The organism is Listeria sp. ILCC792, from assembly GCF_900186135.1.
In the GTDB taxonomy this organism is placed as follows: domain Bacteria; phylum Bacillota; class Bacilli; order Lactobacillales; family Listeriaceae; genus Listeria; species Listeria goaensis.
In genome coordinates this window covers 22,889-41,440 of the sequence record NZ_FYBO01000007.1, presented here as the reverse complement: position 1 = coordinate 41,440, position 18,552 = coordinate 22,889, and the positions used below count along the sequence as shown (strand labels likewise).

Sequence of the window (18,552 nt, the reverse complement as noted above, 5' to 3'; positions counted from 1 at the left end):
TTCACAAAATTAGTGATGCACTAATTTGTCTATTTCATTTCCCAAATTATTGATTTGGTTTCCTAACCACCCGATTAATCCACCTTTTTCATTCGCCTCATTTTCTAAACGTGTAATTTCGTCACATATCTCGTCATAGTAGTTATCGATTTTTTTATAGTACGTGTCGTAATCTGTCTTAAAGGTGCCCTCCATGAGATTTTTAAAGTCTGTTAATTTTTTACCTTGCCAAGTATCTGGTTGCTCGGATTTATCCTTTACCTTACTTTTTAAATCTTTTATTTCGGTTTGGACATTTGCGACTTCTTTCTTTGCCGTCCTCAAGCGCTCTAATTTTTCTTCAATCGAAGCTTTATCACTTACACATTGATTGAGTTCTGCTTGTTTGGCGGATTTTTGACTCTTTAAGGTTGCAGCATCAGTCATTTAAACTCCTCCTGTTACCCTAAGTTTAATTTATTGCTATTCGTTGTAGTATTTTTTTGAAGTTCAGCAGGGTTTCCTTTTGGTATATCTGCTTGCTCAATCCACATTTTCAAATTATCAAGCATCAATTCATTATCATCATCTGAAAATCCTTCTACTACAATCTTTTGTATATCTTCATTGTTGAAATAAATCAGGCTATCACCCATCATTCCTTCTGGATATAAGCAGGCTCCGTAATCAAAGTATTTAGCCTCATTCTCAATGAAAGTTGCTAATCCCCTGGCAATAACCATAATTTTCTTTGTGTTTCCTTTAACAATAACTATGCTCCCTAGCGGTAAAAATGTAGTGTTTTCATCCATCTCAAATATCTCCTCTCTAAACTCAAATCGGTGCTACTAGCTTGATACGTTCTGCTTGGCCTTGATTAATGTAATAGGCTTCATATGGCGGTAGCATTTGTTCTTTATAAGGTTTGTTCATAACTTCAAGCACATTTTGGTCGCTGATACGGCCGATTAGGATGCCCACTTTTTGTTTTTTGAAGACGCCGGAGATGTCGTCGTAGGCGCGATAAAGTTGACCTGTGATGGCACCTGTAATGAAGTAGATGCCCATTCTGGAGCCATTCTCCACCAGTCTTTGAAGCGGCTTCTGCACATCAAGCGAGGTGTTTTCAGCAAGAAAAGTAGCGTCTGTCACAAGAACAACCACAGAGCTCATCTCTTCGACGAAAACGGAGAGTGGCGTGTTGCCGTTTGAATTTGCTTGTGTTTCCCGCCAAGCGTTTTCACGGTTATCAAGTAGCCCTGTTAGTTGCGTGACAGTTTCTGTGATGCTCGCTTCGTCACCTGCGAATAAATTGACGGTCTGACTGTATGGTTGGAAACGCGAATTGGCATTGTCAAAGAGTGCAATTTCAATTTTCGTATTACGCGTTGCGATTTCAGTAAGCGACAGCATTGTGCGCTCGATGACGTCGTTCATGTCAGAAAGCACAAGCGTATTGCCGTTTTTATTTAGTGCTAGATCAATTGGTAGCACATCTTCGAAATCAACTGCAAATGGAAGTTTGCCATCTGCAAGCATGTCCGTTACAAGCGGCTTCGCCAGGTAGTCGGCAATTGGTAAGACGTCTGGCACCATTGGAATTGGATCCGGTAAAGCACCTTTCCAGGCCTCGCTCATTTGTTTGCTTTCTTTTTGAATATTTTCGATGACAACTAAAGTGTCTTCCCCGATGACCGGTAGCGCGGTTTGGAATGACGTTGGATTTTCTAGTTTAACAAGCCCACGTCCTGGAAGTTCTTCGACTGTCAAATCTGTTTTTCCAACAATGTTGCGCGGTTCAGTTGGATCAATCATGTATAGCGAAATTTGCGTTTTAATATTGGCGAGCACTTGAATTCGGATAGCGTTTAGGCGGACAGCACTAATCGCGAGGTGAATGCCGACACCGGCACCTTCACGGGCTACTTGCGCAATAATTTTTTCAAAGTCGTCTTTAAATGGCGATTCTGAAACCGAATCAAACGCGTCAATGACAAGCAAGATAGTTGGCACTTCTGTTCCACTTGCCTTCTCATACATCGCGATACTGGCAACGCCGTACTCACTTAACTTCTGCTTCCGCTCTTTGAGTTCACGCGTGATGCGCCGAATAAGTTTGTGCATTTTAATTTCTTCGTCAACCATGATAGTGTCTGCCACATGTGGCAAGTCTTTAAGCGGTAAAAGGCCGTTTGTTCCTAAATCGAGTAGGTAAACATGGAGTCGTTCTGGGCTGTGTTCGCGCGCAACTGCCATTGTGAGTGTTTGTAGGAATGTTGATTTCCCGAAACCTGGACTGGAGAACACAGCAACATGACCGTCTTTCGCGAGGTCAATGGAAAGTGGTTCTTGTGCCTGCATTTCCGGAATATCTAGGAAGCCGATTGTCGCTTGTAGTGGTCGTTTTTCGCCTGTCCACGCTACGTCAAAGTCAACCGGATGTAGCTCTGGCAAGAAAATCTCTGCTTCAAGCGGTGGCAACCAAGGTCTTGGTAGTGGTGCAATTTGTTCTGCTTCTGTGTATTCGTGAATGTGGTCAATGACAGCATCGAGTTCGGACGGTAGTTTTGTTAAGTCTTCTTTTTTGTCAAGACCGCTCAAATCTTCCGTTAAAATTTCGTATTGGCCGAGGTCATTAATCGCGTAGACCGTTGTATCCAAGTAGTCCTCGTCTTCCTTGTCGGGCACGTAATCCGCGCCGCTCCATGCACTTTGGAAAAGTTCGTAAATTTCGTTATTACCCACTTGGAGGTAACTACGTCCAGGTAGGGTGATATCGGCCGCATCTGGTGTTTTCAAGATCTCGTTTGAATCGCTCGCATTTTGAACCTTCAGCGCGAGTTTAAATTTCGAGTTTGACCAGATTTGGTCGTCGACAACACCGCTCGGTTTTTGCGTTGCCAAGATTAAGTGAATGCCGAGTGAACGTCCAATACGCGCAGTCGAGACAAGCTCTTTCATGAATTCAGGTTGTTCTGATTTCAATTCCGCAAACTCATCTGAAATGAGGAATAAATGCGGCATTGGCTCACTCGCCTCACCTTTTTTATACAGCTTTTGGTATTGATTGATATGGTTCACATCATGTTCGCCAAATAAGCGTTGTCGTTTTTGTAACTCCGCTTTAATTGAAGCTAGTGCCCGCATGGACTGAGCCCCGTCTAAGTTTGTAATCGTTCCAAGTAAATGTGGCATATTTTTAAATAAGTTCGCCATCCCGCCGCCTTTATAGTCAATAAGTAAGAAAGCAACTTCATACGGATGGAAGTTGACAGCAAGCGAAATGATGTACGACTGAATGATTTCCGATTTACCGGAACCTGTTGTACCGGCCACTAAGCCGTGCGGTCCGTGCGCTTTCTCATGCAAGTTCAAGTTAACAATATCGTCTTTTCCGCGAAGCCCAAGTGGCACCGCCAAACTTTTATATGTTTCATTTTGTTGCCAGCGAGTAGCGATGTTTAACTCTTCAACGCGCGTCACGCCGTACATTTCGAGGAATGTGACGGACTCTGGGATTGAATTCTTCAGATTTTGCAAATGATTCAGGGGTGCGAGCGCACGGGAGATGGATTCCTTGTCAAAATCGTGTGGCAAGTGGTCTGGAACGAAGGCGCGATTTACGAGCTCACCTTTTTCCAAAATAACGTTCCCGCTGTTGTAATCGCGAATATCGACAACCGTTTTCACGTGTTCAGGTAGGCTCTGCATCACATCTTGCACGAATACGAGCGATACGCCAAGTTCGGCTGGATCTTCGTTAAAGAATTCCATCACGGTATGGTCTAAAACTAGTTTTTCGTCAGTAATTAAAACCACGTAATGTGGAGCAAAGTACATTTTTTCGTTCTTATTTGGACGCTCAGTAAGCGCTTGTTTTCGTTCTTTTAAAATTTGGTACAGCGAATTAAGCACTTGATCGCGCGAGCGTTCGTGATACACAAAGCCGCGGACGTTGACATCACGCACATTCGCATGTGGCAGCCAGCGCATCCAGTCCCATTCGCTCTTTTCTTCTTCTGGGAAAATCGTGACAAATTGCAAATCGAAGTAGCTGTGGAAAAGTGCTGTTTGCATCACGAGCATTTGCAATTGCTCCAGCACAAGACGACGCGGGCCAATGTAGCCGACTGGGCCATTCATTAGGTCGGTTGCAATCGGAATATTTTTCACTTCATAGTACTGCGCCTTCAAGTTTGTGGCAGCTTCTAGCAGCTCATCTTTTTCTTGCGTGAATTCCTCTTCTTTGTAATCCACCGAAAAACTAATCGGCTCCGTTCCCGTCCCCACACGAAATGTCAGGAAATCATGGTGAAGCATCGTTTTCTCATAAATCCGTGAATCCACACTAACCGCCATGTCGCGAATTTCCTCAATGCTCGGATAATGATACAGCAGCGCGTGACGTTGTTCTTCGCTCGCACTGTGAAGTTCTTTCGTTTTTCTCTTTAGGTATAAATCGTAGCTTTCCTCGCGTTCCTTCGTTCCGACCTTATATTCCTTACGATTTTTGACATAGGCTACTGTAGACATGATAACCGTCATACCAGTCATCGCAAGCGTCATGAAAATGTAAATCCCTCTAGGTTGGAAAATCGAAATTAAAACGGTGATGGCAATCATCACGAGCGGCGGCAAAATGATTTTCAAAAGGCCGTCAGTTGGTTTTGCCGGTTTGTTTGCTGGTTTCGCCAGTGTAAATTTATCTTCCGGTGCACGGTAAATAATGCGCGGCGACCGGTGGTAATCTGGATAGTCCACACTGTACGCATTGTCAGCAGCAACTAAGGAGCCCAATTTTGCCTGCACCCGATTATCACGCCCTAAAACCGTAATGTCATCTTGACCAACTGTAATCGTCACACCGTCAACATAAAGCTGGTCACCAACTTGAAGCGACACTTTCCCAGTTACGCGCTCCAAATTGTGGTACACTTCACCCGCAGAAACTTGGACAGAAAACGCCTCTTCTGTGCTGTCACGCAGGAAAACAAAATCGGCTTTTGTGCCTGCAATGGCAACATCTTGGAAGTCTCCCGCGCCAAATGTCACAACAAATAAGCCTGCCACATCATAGGACCGCGGCACCATGTTTTCCGTCACGTAAAGTGACAGCTTTTCTTCTTCTTCCGTGTGGAAATCTTGCTTTTCATCCAAAGCAAGCGCCGTACTTCCAGCGAACCATGTTTCATTTTCGAATTTGATATCTAAATTTTCCGCGAGTCCCGGGTAAAAAATGTTCGCATCCTTCGAACTCCCGATTTGAATCACTTTGTCGCGATTTAAATGCTGTTTATGAATTTCTCTCCCGTTGCTAACAATAAGTAAAGTTTTATCCTTCATCTGTCTGTTCTCCCTTATCTGAGCCTTCTAGTTTTTCCATGTATTTCTTCAGTTCCGCTTCAATTTCCGCTTGTTTCTTCACTGATTCATCCCCAGAAAGCGTCTTATCCGCGCGAACTTCTTCCAATTGTTTCGTAAGCGCATAAGTAATCAGCACATCGTCCTGTAATCGTTGTCCCGCATCAAGCGACTCATCAAAGTCCCCGCGCCCGTTATAAATCCAATATAATAGTGCCTGCTCGTCAGACTTCAAACTTAAATTCTTCATGATATTTTCTTTTTTCTTATCGTCCAATTTTTCACCTTGCAAGTACGAATACGACAAAATGTATTTAGAGGCTTGTGGCAATTTCTCTGGATCTTCATTTTCCAAATCCGCAATCACCTTCGAATAGTCCGTTTTCAAGAAATCTTCATTCGCCGTAAGCAACTCGTTCTGATAGGGCACTTTCATAAACGCCAAGTAAATGAGCGGCGCAGCAAGCAACACAGCCGCAATAATAAACCCAACCGCAAGACCTTTATACGTTCTAAACGTCTTTTTAGGGACGAGCGCCATCTTCTTGCCAGAACTTTCCTTCTCCTTCTGAAACGCCTCATCTAAAATGCCCACTAATTCCGCGGTCGTTTTTGCATCTACAATCGCCTTCAAAAAGGCCGTTCCGCGTGCATTTTGAACAGATCCCGCATATAAATTGTCAAAGTCATATTTTTTCTGGAACATCGCCACAATAAGCGATTGATACTGTTTGAAAAATGTTTCGCGCGTTAAATCGTAAGGCTCCAAAATCCCTTTTAATCCCCGATGAACGATTTTGGGCATTAAGTTTTCGTCAAAAATAATATTGCTCGGGTGAAGGAAAAAAGTGAAGCGCGTTCCAATTAGCGCCTCAAGTTCCGCCACGTTTCGCAGCGCGCGCAAGCTATCTTTTCGTTCAAAATTTTTCAGCTCGTCAAAACTGTACGTTTCCTTTGCAATCGTATAATTAAATGTATATGTATCATTCGCATGTTCCATCTCTACTGGAACAAAATACGAGGAAGGCTTTGCCAAAATTTCCAGCTCTGCATCGTCTTTAATGCGCGTCCGCGACTCAGTAAAGCTAACAGACCACACTGTATCCTCATAGTTGTATTCGTAAGAAACTCCGCCAATCTCAATCTTGTTTTTCATTATCTCTACTCCCTCATTTATAAAATTTCTAAAATGTCCCCGTCAGTAATTGGGTAATCTGTCAATTTGTCATCGTCACTTAATAAAATGCCTTTATTCGTTGCCTTTAGTGAATATTTCGTATCATTCGCACCCTCAAATTTAAGCGTCTCCGCCAAATTTAAAATCAGCGCTTTAATCGGCTGATGAATGGGGATGCGCAAATCCTTTTGCGTGGCACCCCACTTTGTGAAATCAACTGTAACGTTTAGATGTGTTTGTTTCGCCAATGTTCTTCCTCCTATTCCATCACGTGCCGGCTAGCAAAATAAATGCCGCCTGCAAGCGCTAAAACGATTCCGCCAATAATGGCGATCATCGAGTTTGAAGTTTTATCTTCTTTCGTGTCTTCCACTACTTCCTCATCAGCCTTTAAAGCATAGTTTCCCTCAAAAAGTTTCTTTTGCGTGTCTTTTGCCGTTTGATTTGTCACTTCTTTACCTGTAAATAAACTATCTTGCAACTCTTTATATTTCTCTTTTTGCGCCTTTTCTTGCTGCTCTATTTTCTTATCCAGCTCATCTGTGAAAAGTGGTAAGCCGAGTTCATCAAGCATTGTTTTTTCTTGCTCGGTTGTTTGCGTTTTTTCTTCCTCGGATTTTTGAAGACGGTCCGCTTTCATTTCCATTTTGCCGTCATTTTCCAAATAACCATTCTCCGCAAAAACCGTTGCGCCACTAACAGACACAAACATTAATAGCAAAAGAGAAAAAATGACGCTTTTACATATCTTCATGAGCAACTTCCTCACTTTCCGGAGTTGTTTTTCGAACAACAAATAAGTTGAGTACAACAAAAACTGCCGCTGCGCCAATAAAAATGTACATTAGAACTAAAAAGTTGTTTTCTCCGTTCAAAATACGATTTAACAGCAATTCTATATACTGGAGCGGCGAATACTTTTGTAGCGTCCCAAAAAGAGAAGTACGGTCAACATTTAACCCCACTGCATCTGTTAGGAAAAGGTAGGTGCCGACTAGGAATAAAATGATAAACATGCCGAGCATTTGCAGTTGGCGCAGTAAATAGGTGAATCCCATAACCAACACGAGCATCAAAATGATACAAATCCCGATCCAAAGGAACAGCCCAATTTGCTGAGCATCAAAAATATTTCCAGAAATCACGCCAATAATAAGACCTTCTACGATGGCCACACAAGCCGTCAGGAACGTAACTGGTAAGTTTTTCGATGCAATCGAAAGTTCCTCGCTAAACGCATCACGCTGCATTCGTTTTTTCTCCTGACTAGAAATCACATAACTTGTGAAAAGCGCGATGAGCGTCATGATAAGCACCATATAATACGGCGTCGCCTTATCGCCAGCCGCAATTGTTTTACCATTTACTTTTTCAACTGGACTACTCAAGAAATTATATAAGCTTTCATTTTGCCGATCTCCCACACGACTATTCGACATTACATCCGAAAAATTATCAGAAAATGTTTCATCAGCCGTGAGCTTCTTCGCCAAGTCTTTCGATAATGTGCCCGCATCTGAAATTAAATCTTCACCGCTTGACTTAATATTTTTTGCTTCTTGATCAAGTGAGTCAAACGTTTTATACACGCCGTCTGCTGACTTCAAATTACTGCTAGTTGCCTCTGCCAAACTCTGGCTTCGCGTAAGAAGACCACTAAAGTCACCATTTATCGACGTAATTGCAGAGTTAGCATCTGAACCATTCGACATAATGACTTGATTTTCTTCTAACAGTGCCTGACTCGTCTCTTGCCAAGTCGCCATTTCTTCTAACATTTTGGTTAAATTTTCATTTTGAGATGCCGCTTCTGAACTTGTATGCACTAATCGTTCTGCCACATCTTTTGAACGCGTTTCAACTTCGGCCATCGTTTCTTTGTACGCAGCAATTTGCGCTTCAAAACTCGCTAAACTTTCTTTATAAGCCTTTGTAACATTCCCAGATGCCATTGCGGCAATACTGTCCAGCAAATTATCGCGATTAAAAATCGCATAGTAAGAATCATCCGTAGCTTGTTCAGCTAGTGACTTCCCATCTAAATTAAAACCCACATCCAGCGGGTCTAAACCATAATAAACTTGGAATAAAGTCGCTGTATGGTCATAAGACTGTGAAATCTTTTGGAATTCTTTAAACATCTTTGTAACATCTTCAGTTAAATCTTCTTCTGTGTAATAAGAACTCTGTTCGTTCATTTTAATCGGTGTAACCTTTTGAATGAATGTTTTATTTAGCGTGAGTCCACTATCAGTAACAGCAACATTTTGATCTGTGTACTGGATTGCCATCATGCTCACATCAAATGTCCCAAACATTCGGAATCCCTCTGGTACAGGCGTTTTTAGAAATGCTGTAAAAGTGACTTCATAATCTCCAGCCTCATCCTCTTGAGAAAAAGTAAGCGTCGTTTCATCGTCTTTTAAGTCAAGTTTTTTTCTATAAGAAACTTCTTGTCTTACCCCATCAACAATCTTAAATACCTGTATATTATCTAAACGAAAAGTGTCTTCATGATTGATTTTAATTTCTGTATTTTTTGTCGTCGCTGGTAACGAGAAAGTTTGCGAACTAACCGGTATACCTTCCGTCGCTAGCCTTTGCTGAATCGCTCTATATGTATCTTCCACTGGTTTAGTAATCGTTAAATCAGTGACTGTCTGATTCAACTCCGTGTCCGAAAAATCATCAGCATTTTCCGACATAAATTTCGCCGCTAATGCTTTTATATTATTGTACTCATCCGTATCAATCCCAAGAATCGCAGCATCTTCTGGAGTGAAATATTGCAACCCTTTAATTTCTTCTTCTAGCTTACTCTTAAAGCGATTATTAATGTCATTACGTAGCTCTTGAATGGTATAGTTTTTGCTTTCGCCACCTGCTGAACCAGATAAAATTTGCGCAAGCTCCTTCTGTATATCTTCTTGAATATCCGCTTGAATCGTCGTGTTAAGCTGATTATCCAAATCAGTAATCCGACTGTTGACATCTTGTATATAGTTTTGCAGAGCTTGCGTTTGTGACATTAACGAATTAGAATCTTGCATGGTTTGAAGTTCCGCATATAAAACGGCATTTGCTTGTTCTAGCGCTGCAAGTTGCCCTTGCACAGAATCCGCCGAAATACTAGCAGAATATTTTTGCAAGTTATCCGTAAAAGTAGTTCCAAACGGTGCATTTTTTTCCTGCATCGCAACCAAACTATTCAAAGACTCTTGGTATGCCGCATTTTCTTTACTTGCGTCTGCAAGAGAAGATTCCTGATTTTTTAATAATTCTTCAAAACCAGAAAAACTTTCCTTCGAAGAACCTGTATAACTTTGAACCGTTCCAAACTGATCTGTATAGTTGGAAAGCGGGTCTTTCACCGCGCTATCATAGCGCGAAGTATGTTTCTTTTCTTTCGCAACGAGCGTACTAATATTATCTTGCGCTTCTTGTAAGTTTGTCAGTATACTAGCAAAATAAACGTCGATAACCCGCTGATTAATATCCGCCACCAAATTGGATGCCGTCTTTTCTGCCTCTACTTTTAAATCATTATTACCCACATCATTAATTTTGTAATTTACTTGAATTTTTTCTGGCGACGTAGAAGTAAGCGATAAAGCTTTTTCAGAAAAATTATCCGGAATGATAATCATTAAATTGTACACATCTCGTTTTAAGCCGCTTTCTGCCACGCCCCGACTTACCGTCGCCCAGTCATGTGTTGTATCTTTTAAAACACTCGTTTGAATATCATCTCCGAATGTATATTTCTTACCCGAAAGCATCGCGCCTTGGTCCTCATTAACGAAGGCAATACTCATTTTATGTGTGTCTTTTTTATCCGGAGTAGTCTTTTCTTTACTTAAATTTTGACTAAGCCCCAGATAGGAAATTCCTGCCGTAAGCAAAACAGCCAAAACTAAAAATAGTAAAATGTTCCATTTTACTTTCCGCTTCATAATGTTTAATTCACTCCCGCTGTTATTTTTATATCTATAATGTCGTTCATTGTATTCAATTTAATGTCAGATTGTATATTTTTCAGAAAAAGCTGTGTAACAAATGCTACACAGCTTTTCTTACGTAGCAGAATATGTACTACTAAGCTACACAAATAGAGATTTGGAAATCAATTGAATCCAAAGTTTTGAGACAATTGTTGGTCTTGTTCTTCGACAGCTTGTGCTGTACGTTGTAATTGGTTTTCAATTTGGTCCATTAAGTTTGCAAATTCTGTTACTTTTGGACGCAATTGGTTGAATTGGTCATCAAAGCGTTGGAATGCTTGACCTTCCCATTCACTACGTAAAGTTTCTTGAAGCCCAGATAAACGTTGTAACAATTGTTCGATTTCGCGACCACTTTGGCCATATGTTTTAGCACGATCACGAAGTTCTGCAGGGGTCATTCTAATTTGTCCTGACATATTTCTTCATCTCCTCTTATGTTTTTATGGATATAAACCCACTGTATAATTATACCATATATACTCATCGTATTTGTGACAATAAATTGAACATTTCATACTTTATTTAATTCGAATTGAAACCTTTTATCAATTGTTATCCAGACTGGCTTATGACGACTTTTCTACTTTTAAAACTTCCATTTTATAAATTATTTTTTACGTGTATAATGTAGATAAATAACCTTTAGGAGGAATCTAAATGAACATCTCAAAAGTGGCCATCGCTTCCGATCATGGCGGTATAGCACTTCGAAAGAATATCATTGCCTTTTTAAAAGAACAGAAAATCGATTTTGAAGAATTTGGCCCAGAAACTAAAGAATCTGTAGACTACCCAAATTTGGCATTCACTGTTTCTGAAAAAGTCGCTACCGGAGCAGTCGAACGCGGCATTTTAGTTTGCGGGACTGGCGTCGGTATGAGCATTGCCGCAAATAAAGTACACGGCATTCGCTGTGCGCTCGTTTCGGATACTTTTACGGCGCATGCTACGCGAGAACATAATGATTCCAACGTCCTTGCACTAGGTGCCCGTGTTATCGGCCCGGGACTTGCACTCGATATCGTGAAACTTTGGCTTGAAACGGACTATGAAGGCGGGCGCCACGCAAATCGCCTTAGTCAAATTGAACAATTCGAAAACACTCAAAGTTGATTTTTCCCCAAAAAGATGGTTTAATGTTTATAAATCAAATGAAAATACTCGGAATTCTTATCAAGAGAGATGGAGGGACTTGGCCCGTTGAAATCTCAGCAACAGACCTACGGGCACTGTGCTAAATCCAGCAGGCGCAAAGCTTGGCAGATGAGAAGAGTTTGTTTTAGGCGCTCTTCTTTTTCTGAAAGGAGAGTTTTTCTTTTGTCGAAAGGAGCAAATAAAATGAATTCATTATCCGTTAGTCATGCCGTCCACTTCGTCCACGATTTAGAAGCGGTCCGCACTCAGTTGCATCATTTTGGGTTAAAACTGTATACGAACAACGAGCGTAGCCTACCCGGCACCCAGTCTGCCTTAACCGAATTTAGTTTTCCACATATCAAATTTCTAAGTATTACCGAAAAAACAGCCGCATCTAAAAGTTTCCTTGGAAAAGAGGCGCTCACCTTTTTGCCAGTCAAACAAATTTTAGGGCACCTTGTCCTCGAAACCGATGATTTAAACGGCCTACGCAAACGCCTTTTTGAAAAAGGACACGAATTGACACTCATTTCAACGGCCGATGAAGCTGAACCGCTTTATGCCATTCCAGGCTCATTACATGGCTTAGCATATCCACTTATTCAGAAAAAAAAGACGGTGACGCCGCCGAAAATCCACCACACACTTAAAGAAATCCACATTCGTGTGGATAACCCCAAATACGTGTTGAAATACTGGGCAGAACTTTTTAATCTACAGGTTATCCACAATTCGTTGTTTTTTGATGATATTGCTGTGAATTTTACAAAAGGGTCAGCTAATCGCTTACATGCGCTTGTGTTTGACGCTACATCAGACGTTATCAGCCAAACAGAATTTCGAATTGGCGAAGGATTTTATCGCTTCCGTTAGCATACTTATGCACATAGTTATCCACATTATCCACAAGCGCTTATCCAATTGGCTGATGTAACATATTTTATACTTGTGGATAAAAACACCCGTCACTTTTCAGCTTGTGGAAAAGTGACGGGTGTTTAATTTTTTGGTTAATTCGTCGTAGTCGATTTCTGGATTGCCATCTTGATACTCTGCGCGCAACCACTCATAGGCTTGCAATTGTTTGGCGCGTAATTGTTGGCAAGTCGCTGCTTCAAATAGTAAACTTTGAGCTTCTAAAATGGCAGCTTGATCTTGGTAGACGCCGGCGCTTAAAATGACACGGTCTAACACGGCGATAATCCGCGCATCATGACAGCCTAGCGCGTACGCTTCTTCTAAATCGGCTAAATAATTCAATTGTCGGCCTCCTCTACTTTAAAACATCAAAAAACGATTGCGCACCATCAATTAGTTCCGCGTTGACTGAATAAATATGCGTCGTTCCTTCCTTTCGTAGTTGAATTAAATCGGCATCTTTTAAGATTTTAATGTGGTGCGATAAGGTGGATTTGGCGATATGATATTCGCTACAATTTACGGAGCGCTCACCGTTTTTTAACAGGCAACGAAATATTTTCAAGCGAATCGGGTCAGCGAGTGCTTGCAAAATCATTAATAAATTTTCCTCAGATAAAGTTTTCATAAAACCATCTTATCACAGGACGATTTATTTGCCGATAAAAACATTCTGTGCTAAAGTACAATAGTTCGATAAAATTAGAACTTTGGAGGCATACAGATGTACAAAAATAATGATTTTCAAGACTTAATGAAGAATCGCCGCTCGATTCGCGCTTACGATGAAAATGTGAAAATTTCGCACGAAGAAATGCTCGAAATGATAAATGAGGCGACAACTGCACCTAGCTCGGTTAACATGCAACCTTGGCGCTTTGTCGTGGCAGATACGGCCGAAGCAAAAGCAAAACTTCGCCCGCTAGTGCGCTTTAACACGACGCAAAACGACACGTCTTCTGCGATGATTATTCTTTTTGGGGATAAAAATGCTTTCGAAAATGGCGAAAAAATTTACGGTACGGCGGTTGCAAAAGGTTTGATGCCGCAAGAAGTGAAAGACAAGCAACTTCCTGCTTTAAGCGCAATGTTTGCAAGCGCTCCTGAAAGCGAACTAGAACGCACCAGCCTAATTGACGGCGGCCTCGTTGCGATGCAATTCATGCTCGTTGCCCGCGCTTACGGCTACGACACAAATCCAATCGGCGGCTTTGAACGCGATGAAGTGGCTGAAGCCTTTGATATGGACACAAAACGCTACACACCCATTATGATCCTTTCAATTGGGAAAGCAAAAGATGCAGGTTATCCTTCTTATCGTTTGGATGCCACGGAAATTACGAGTTTTAAATAAGGCTAATTAAAAAGCAGAATTTCATGTCTAACCATTTTTTGAATGGCGGATTCATGAAATTCTGCTTTTTAGTGTTCATTCGCTTTATAAAACGCCCTTAATTCAGCTTTTCGAGTTGAGCTGATTTCTTTTTTAGGGATATCCGAAATGGCGCCTTCTAGCGCGTATAAGAAATGTAGGCAGGCACCCTCATCAACAAGGTGTTTCGTTTTTAAATACGCGGTTTCCGTACCGACTGAAATAAGTTGTTCAGCGGTCATAATTCCGGCTTCGTTTAATTTTTCTTCGTTGATTTTACCTAAATTTTGCATGTCTGAAATTTTCATTTTTCACTCCTCCACCATTCGGTAGCCGACGCCGACTTCTGTTAGAATGTAGCGAGGTTCTGCTGGATTTTGTTCGATTTTGCGGCGGATATTGCTTAAATTAACCCGTAAAGTTTGGTTTTCATTGGCGTACGGGCCCCAGATTTCGCGGATTAGAAAATCGTGCGTTAAAACTTTTCCGGCGTGCTGGGCGAGCATTTGGAGGATTTTATATTCAATTGGAGTGAGGTGAACGACTTCGCCAGATACGGTGACGAGGCGTTTGTCGGCATCAATTTGGAGGTCGCCGATTTGAATGGTGCCGGAAGTCGCACGAGGCGTTTTGCGCGCACTGTGCCTTAGGGCTGTTCGGATTCGGGCTAGCAGTTCGGACGTGCCGAATGGCTTTGTGATATAGTCGTCCGCACCAAGGTCGAGGGCTTCGACTTTTTCGCGCTCATGAAGTCGTGCCGACACAACAATTACGGGTAAGTCAGACCAGGAACGAATGGTTTTAAGCAAAGTGAGCCCGTCCGTATCTGGCAGTCCTAAATCAAGCAAAATTAAATCGGGGGCGTGCGAAGCCGCCATGCTTAGACCTTCTTTACCTGTGCGCGCTTCAAGTGTTTTATAGTCGCTAGCACTTAATATAGCGTTCATAAAATGGCTGATACCCGGTTCATCTTCAATAATTAAAATGAGCTTGTCATTTTGCATGCGAATTCCCTCCTAATGGCAACGTAAAGCGGAATAATGCCCCTCCGCCAGGATTTTCTGCCACTTCCATTTTACCACCGTGCGCCCGAATAATCGACATGCAGATAGAAAGCCCGATGCCAAGACCGCGCGTCATATCCACACGGTCGCGCTCCTCCACGCCAAAATTATTGAACAGCTGGCTAAAACGCTCTTTCGGAATGCCGATGCCGTCATCTTTCACCGTGAACACGACCTCATCAGAAGCCAAAATCACGTTCACCCAAACCTCAGCATCCGCGCCGCCGTGTCTAAGCGCGTTTTCCATTAAGTTTATTAAAACTTGTTCGATTAAAGTACCGTCCATGGGAATGAGAACGACTTCGTCTGGGACTCGAACGGTGATTTTTCGGTTTGAAAATCGGCTACGAATTCGTCTTACCGCTGCGCTTACTACTTCTTCAGGCGCTTCCAAGTCGGCGTTTACCGTGAGCATTCCTTCGTTTATCCGTGTGACAGAAAGTAAATTTTCAACCATTCGAATGAGCCATTCAGAATCCTCTTTAATATCCAAGACGAGCTTCGTGCGCGTTTCTTCGTCCAATTTATTTTCAAGTAGCGCCGAGCTAGCGCCTAGAATGCCGGTGAGCGGCGTGCGCAAATCATGCGAGATGGCGCGCAGCAAATTACTGCGCATTTGTTCTTTTTCGGCTTCAATTAGGATTTCGCGTTGTTCGTCTGAGAGCTTCTGCCGTTCAAGCGAAGTGGCCACCTGCGAGCTGACCATTCGCAAGAACAATCGATTATCCTGTGTGAGCGCTTCTTTTTTAGGGTCGCAAAAAATACCAATGACACCTAAAATTTTCCCACCAGAAATAACGGGTAAATAAAAGCCTGCAGCCCCAGAAAGCGTGTCCGTAGCCTGCCCTGCTTCTTTGCCGCTTCTAAACACCCAGTGCACGACGGCGCGCTCATCTTCTGAGAGCATTGCGATTGCCCCAGCTTCCTCTTCTTCTTGTAAAAAGGTCCCCGCTCCGTGTTCCTTCGGGTCTTCCGCGTACACGATGACCGAGCGACCGAGCAGGCGGACGAGATAGGTTGTGACTAGCTCTAAAATGCCGTCTAGTTGGCGGGTGACAAGCAGTTTCCGATTGAGCTCGTATAAAATTTCCGTACGGCGCTCCCTGACAACGGCTTGCTTGGCAATTTTTTTCACTCGAACCGTGAGCGCACTTGTGATTAAGGCGACAAGTAACATGATGCCATATGTGACTGGATAGCCCGCTTGAACGGTATTGAAGGTGTATAGTGGTGTCATGAAGAAGAAATTAAACATAAGTACGGCAAGAAGTGACCCGATAATTCCGTATAAATAGCCTGACGTCATTCGGGAAATGACGAGCACGGATAAAATGAACACCATAATGATATTTTGATCGCCAATGCCAAGCTCGGATAGACCAGCCGAAATTAAGGTGGCTAAAATGAGGGCTGCGAACATTTTGGCGGTGTCGTGCCACGTAAGTATATTTTTAAATGTCCACGCATGCGGTTTTGCTTTTTCTTTGCGGCCGCTTGGAATGATGTGGATTTCAATTGCTTGCAGGGAGTCAATTAGTTCGTCTTCCAAATCGGTCCCCAATTTTCCCAAAAGAAAAGATTTGCGTTTGGATTTTCCGAGAACGATATTCGTCACACCCGACAGCTTGGCGTATTCGGCGATTGTTTCGCCCAAATTGTGACCGTTTATCGTGACCGTATCCGCGCCTAATTTTTCCGCGAGCGCGATGTTCTCTTGCAGCGTCTTCTTCTCAGCGAACGGCAAGCTTTCCGTATCCCCATCGTCCACATAAAGCACCGTCCAAGTCGCGTGAAAAGCCTCTGCCGCACGCGCCGTCCAGCGAATCAATTTTTGCGATGACTTTGAGGCGCTAATGCAGACGAGCATCTTCATACTCGCGCGCTTCTCCGCATAGGAAATCGTCTGTTCATTCTCAAAACTAATGCGGTCAGCCACTTTCCGCATCGCAATTTCCCGAAGCAACTTCAAATTCTCTTTTGTGAAAAACTTGTGCATCGCAAGCGCGGCGCGTTCCGCTTCATAAATTTTCCCTTCGCTAAACCGCTTCAACAGCTCATCTGGTTCAATGTCAATCAATTTGACAAAATCAGCTTGGTCAAAAAATTGATCCGGAACCGTTTCCTTGACTGCAATTTGCGTAATGTTTTCCACAATATCATTTAGGCTTTCAATATGTTGGACGTTGACCGTCGTATACACATCAATGCCGGCGTCAAGCAGTTCCTGCACGTCTTGATAGCGCTTTTTGTTCCGCGAACCGGGCGCGTTTGTATGGGCAAGCTCATCGACCAACACAATATCCGGCTTCCGCAAGAGAACCGCATCAACATCGAGTTCTTCCAAACTCATATTTTTATATGCCATCGATTTTTTCGGAATTGCAGGTACGCCGTCTAAAAGCCGCATCGTTTCTTTGCGATTATGTGGCTCAATATAACCGGCGACAACCGCCACTCCGCGCTCAAGCTCTTCGCGGGCATCATTTAGCATCGCAAACGTTTTGCCTACGCCTGCTGCATAGCCAAAATAAATTTTCAATTTTCCTGAAGAAGCCTCCCGTGCCTCTTGTAGTAACGCATCTGGATTTGGCCGATCATCTTGCATTGCTAGCACCTCCTTTAGACTCAAAATGAGTGAAAAAAGCGTGTATTTTTTATTTGTTTATGTTATAATTTGAATTGAAAAGGGATATGCGTCAACATATCCCCGTACAGAGCCGTTAAGACGGTGGCAGTTTCTAATGATTTATTAAATAACCATCTTCACTCGCCAAGTGGAAAGATGGTTATTTTTCTTGTTTATCGTTCGAGTTACGAATGGCTAGCACTAATGATGCAAATGCAATCATCAGTACCAGCGCCTCATACACCGACACGGCTAACTCCTCTCTAGGAGGAGAACCTGAATAAACATAGGCGTCACCCCCTTAGTAGGGATTTCGCCACCATCTTCACTTCTCTGCTCGTTTAATTTAACACGAAACGAGTTCTTTTTCCATTTTTATTTAACCTTTTGATCAAGCTCCAAATTCACGCCAAGAACATTTACAACAGGTTCCCCCATAAATCCTAACGCACGGTTTTCCGTGTTATTTTTTATGATTTTTTCCACAGCAGACGGGGACATATCGCGCGCTTTCGCGATTCTATCCAACTGGTATTCCGCCGCAGCGACCGAAATGTTCGGATCCACACCACTTGCAGAACTTGTGACTAAATCAATCGGAATTTGTTTTGTATTCGCTGAATCGAGCTTATGGAAAAAAGCCACACGCTCCGCAACTAATTTTTCCTCTTCTGAACTTGATGGATTCAAGTTGGAGGGCGAACCGCTATCAGGGCGACCAATTAAATATTTTGCTTCTGTAAAGTTTTGACCAATCAACTTGGAACCTTTATTTCCTTCTATTATACTGCCATTTGCTTTGTTTTGGAAAGCAGCTTGTGCAACAAGCGTTACGACGGCCGGGTAGAGGACGCCGCACACAATTGTTAGGGCAGCAAACACGACCAGTGCCTGTCTAAAAAGTGGTTTCATTT

The 18,552-nt window shown here is 42.6% G+C and carries 18 protein-coding genes and 1 riboswitch; of the genes, 3 read left to right on the top strand and 15 right to left on the bottom strand.

The genetic code is table 11. From position 1 onward, the window contains the following. Positions 1-9 precede the first annotated feature (9 nt). From CFS60_RS08725 to CFS60_RS08690, 8 genes are all read right to left on the bottom strand, one after another. Positions 10-426 carry a DUF5082 family protein gene (locus tag CFS60_RS08725; protein ID WP_088816159.1) on the bottom strand — a complete coding sequence of 139 codons (417 nt, stop codon included), beginning with the start codon at positions 424-426 and terminating at the stop codon, positions 10-12. A 14-nt stretch (positions 427-440) separates the two neighbouring features. Next, positions 441-791 (bottom strand): DUF4176 domain-containing protein, encoded by a 351-nt coding sequence (locus CFS60_RS08720; RefSeq protein WP_088816158.1) that lies wholly within the window; start codon positions 789-791, stop codon positions 441-443. A 22-nt stretch (positions 792-813) separates the two neighbouring features. Continuing rightward, positions 814-5,322 carry a type VII secretion protein EssC gene (gene essC, locus CFS60_RS08715; RefSeq protein WP_088839094.1) on the bottom strand — a complete coding sequence of 1,503 codons (4,509 nt, stop codon included), beginning with the start codon at positions 5,320-5,322 and terminating at the stop codon, positions 814-816. Beyond that, on the bottom strand, positions 5,312-6,496 hold the full coding sequence (essB, locus tag CFS60_RS08710) for a type VII secretion protein EssB (protein ID WP_088810660.1): 1,185 nt from the start codon (positions 6,494-6,496) through the stop codon (positions 5,312-5,314). Before essB ends, essC begins: the two co-directional genes overlap by 11 nt. Positions 6,497-6,513: 17 nt before the next feature. After that, positions 6,514-6,765: an EsaB/YukD family protein gene (locus tag CFS60_RS08705; protein WP_088810659.1), complete on the bottom strand. Its 252-nt coding sequence runs from the start codon at positions 6,763-6,765 to the stop codon at positions 6,514-6,516. Between the two features lie 11 nt (positions 6,766-6,776). Continuing rightward, on the bottom strand, positions 6,777-7,271 hold the full coding sequence (essA, locus tag CFS60_RS08700; RefSeq protein ID WP_088810658.1) for a type VII secretion protein EssA: 495 nt from the start codon (positions 7,269-7,271) through the stop codon (positions 6,777-6,779). Beyond that, positions 7,258-10,470 carry a type VII secretion protein EsaA gene (gene esaA, locus CFS60_RS08695; RefSeq protein ID WP_088810657.1) on the bottom strand — a complete coding sequence of 1,071 codons (3,213 nt, stop codon included), beginning with the start codon at positions 10,468-10,470 and terminating at the stop codon, positions 7,258-7,260. Before esaA ends, essA begins: the two co-directional genes overlap by 14 nt. A 170-nt stretch (positions 10,471-10,640) precedes the next feature. Then, positions 10,641-10,937, bottom strand: a complete 297-nt coding sequence (locus CFS60_RS08690; RefSeq protein ID WP_088810656.1) for a WXG100 family type VII secretion target — start codon at positions 10,935-10,937, stop codon at positions 10,641-10,643. Positions 10,938-11,178: 241 nt separating this feature from the next. Here CFS60_RS08690 and rpiB point away from each other — a divergent pair, with 241 nt between their 5' ends. Together rpiB and CFS60_RS08680 are read left to right on the top strand one after the other, a co-directional pair. Further along, a complete protein-coding gene (rpiB, locus tag CFS60_RS08685; protein ID WP_088810655.1) occupies positions 11,179-11,634 on the top strand; it encodes a ribose 5-phosphate isomerase B in 456 nt (151 codons plus the stop codon). 54 nt (positions 11,635-11,688) lie between these two features. Continuing rightward, a riboswitch (SAM riboswitch) is annotated at positions 11,689-11,791 on the top strand. 68 nt (positions 11,792-11,859) lie between these two features. Further along, complete coding sequence (locus tag CFS60_RS08680; RefSeq protein ID WP_088810734.1) at positions 11,860-12,531, top strand: VOC family protein; 672 nt, start codon at positions 11,860-11,862, stop codon at positions 12,529-12,531. Between the two features lie 99 nt (positions 12,532-12,630). Here CFS60_RS08680 and CFS60_RS08675 read toward each other — a convergent pair whose 3' ends face one another. Next, positions 12,631-12,918 carry a hypothetical protein gene (locus tag CFS60_RS08675; RefSeq protein ID WP_088810654.1) on the bottom strand — a complete coding sequence of 96 codons (288 nt, stop codon included), beginning with the start codon at positions 12,916-12,918 and terminating at the stop codon, positions 12,631-12,633. A 13-nt stretch (positions 12,919-12,931) separates the two neighbouring features. Then, on the bottom strand, positions 12,932-13,204 hold the full coding sequence (locus tag CFS60_RS08670; RefSeq protein WP_088810653.1) for a helix-turn-helix transcriptional regulator: 273 nt from the start codon (positions 13,202-13,204) through the stop codon (positions 12,932-12,934). Between the two features lie 96 nt (positions 13,205-13,300). On the opposite strand from CFS60_RS08670, the gene CFS60_RS08665 reads away from it, so the two are divergent. Further along, positions 13,301-13,930, top strand: a complete 630-nt coding sequence (locus CFS60_RS08665; protein ID WP_088816154.1) for a nitroreductase family protein — start codon at positions 13,301-13,303, stop codon at positions 13,928-13,930. A 68-nt stretch (positions 13,931-13,998) separates the two neighbouring features. Here CFS60_RS08665 and CFS60_RS08660 read toward each other — a convergent pair whose 3' ends face one another. From CFS60_RS08660 to kdpC, 5 genes are all read right to left on the bottom strand, one after another. Next, on the bottom strand, positions 13,999-14,256 hold the full coding sequence (locus CFS60_RS08660; protein ID WP_088810651.1) for a TfoX/Sxy family DNA transformation protein: 258 nt from the start codon (positions 14,254-14,256) through the stop codon (positions 13,999-14,001). Positions 14,257-14,259: 3 nt separating this feature from the next. Next, positions 14,260-14,952, bottom strand: a complete 693-nt coding sequence (locus tag CFS60_RS08655; protein ID WP_088810650.1) for a response regulator — start codon at positions 14,950-14,952, stop codon at positions 14,260-14,262. Then, positions 14,942-17,617 (bottom strand): sensor histidine kinase KdpD, encoded by a 2,676-nt coding sequence (locus tag CFS60_RS08650; protein WP_088839093.1) that lies wholly within the window; start codon positions 17,615-17,617, stop codon positions 14,942-14,944. The genes CFS60_RS08655 and CFS60_RS08650 overlap by 11 nt, the downstream gene beginning before the upstream one ends. Positions 17,618-17,798: 181 nt before the next feature. Then, on the bottom strand, positions 17,799-17,888 hold the full coding sequence (locus CFS60_RS14150; protein WP_220387115.1) for a putative holin-like toxin: 90 nt from the start codon (positions 17,886-17,888) through the stop codon (positions 17,799-17,801). 125 nt (positions 17,889-18,013) lie between these two features. Beyond that, positions 18,014-18,550 carry a potassium-transporting ATPase subunit KdpC gene (gene kdpC, locus CFS60_RS08645; protein ID WP_088825891.1) on the bottom strand — a complete coding sequence of 179 codons (537 nt, stop codon included), beginning with the start codon at positions 18,548-18,550 and terminating at the stop codon, positions 18,014-18,016. Positions 18,551-18,552: the final 2 nt, after the last annotated feature.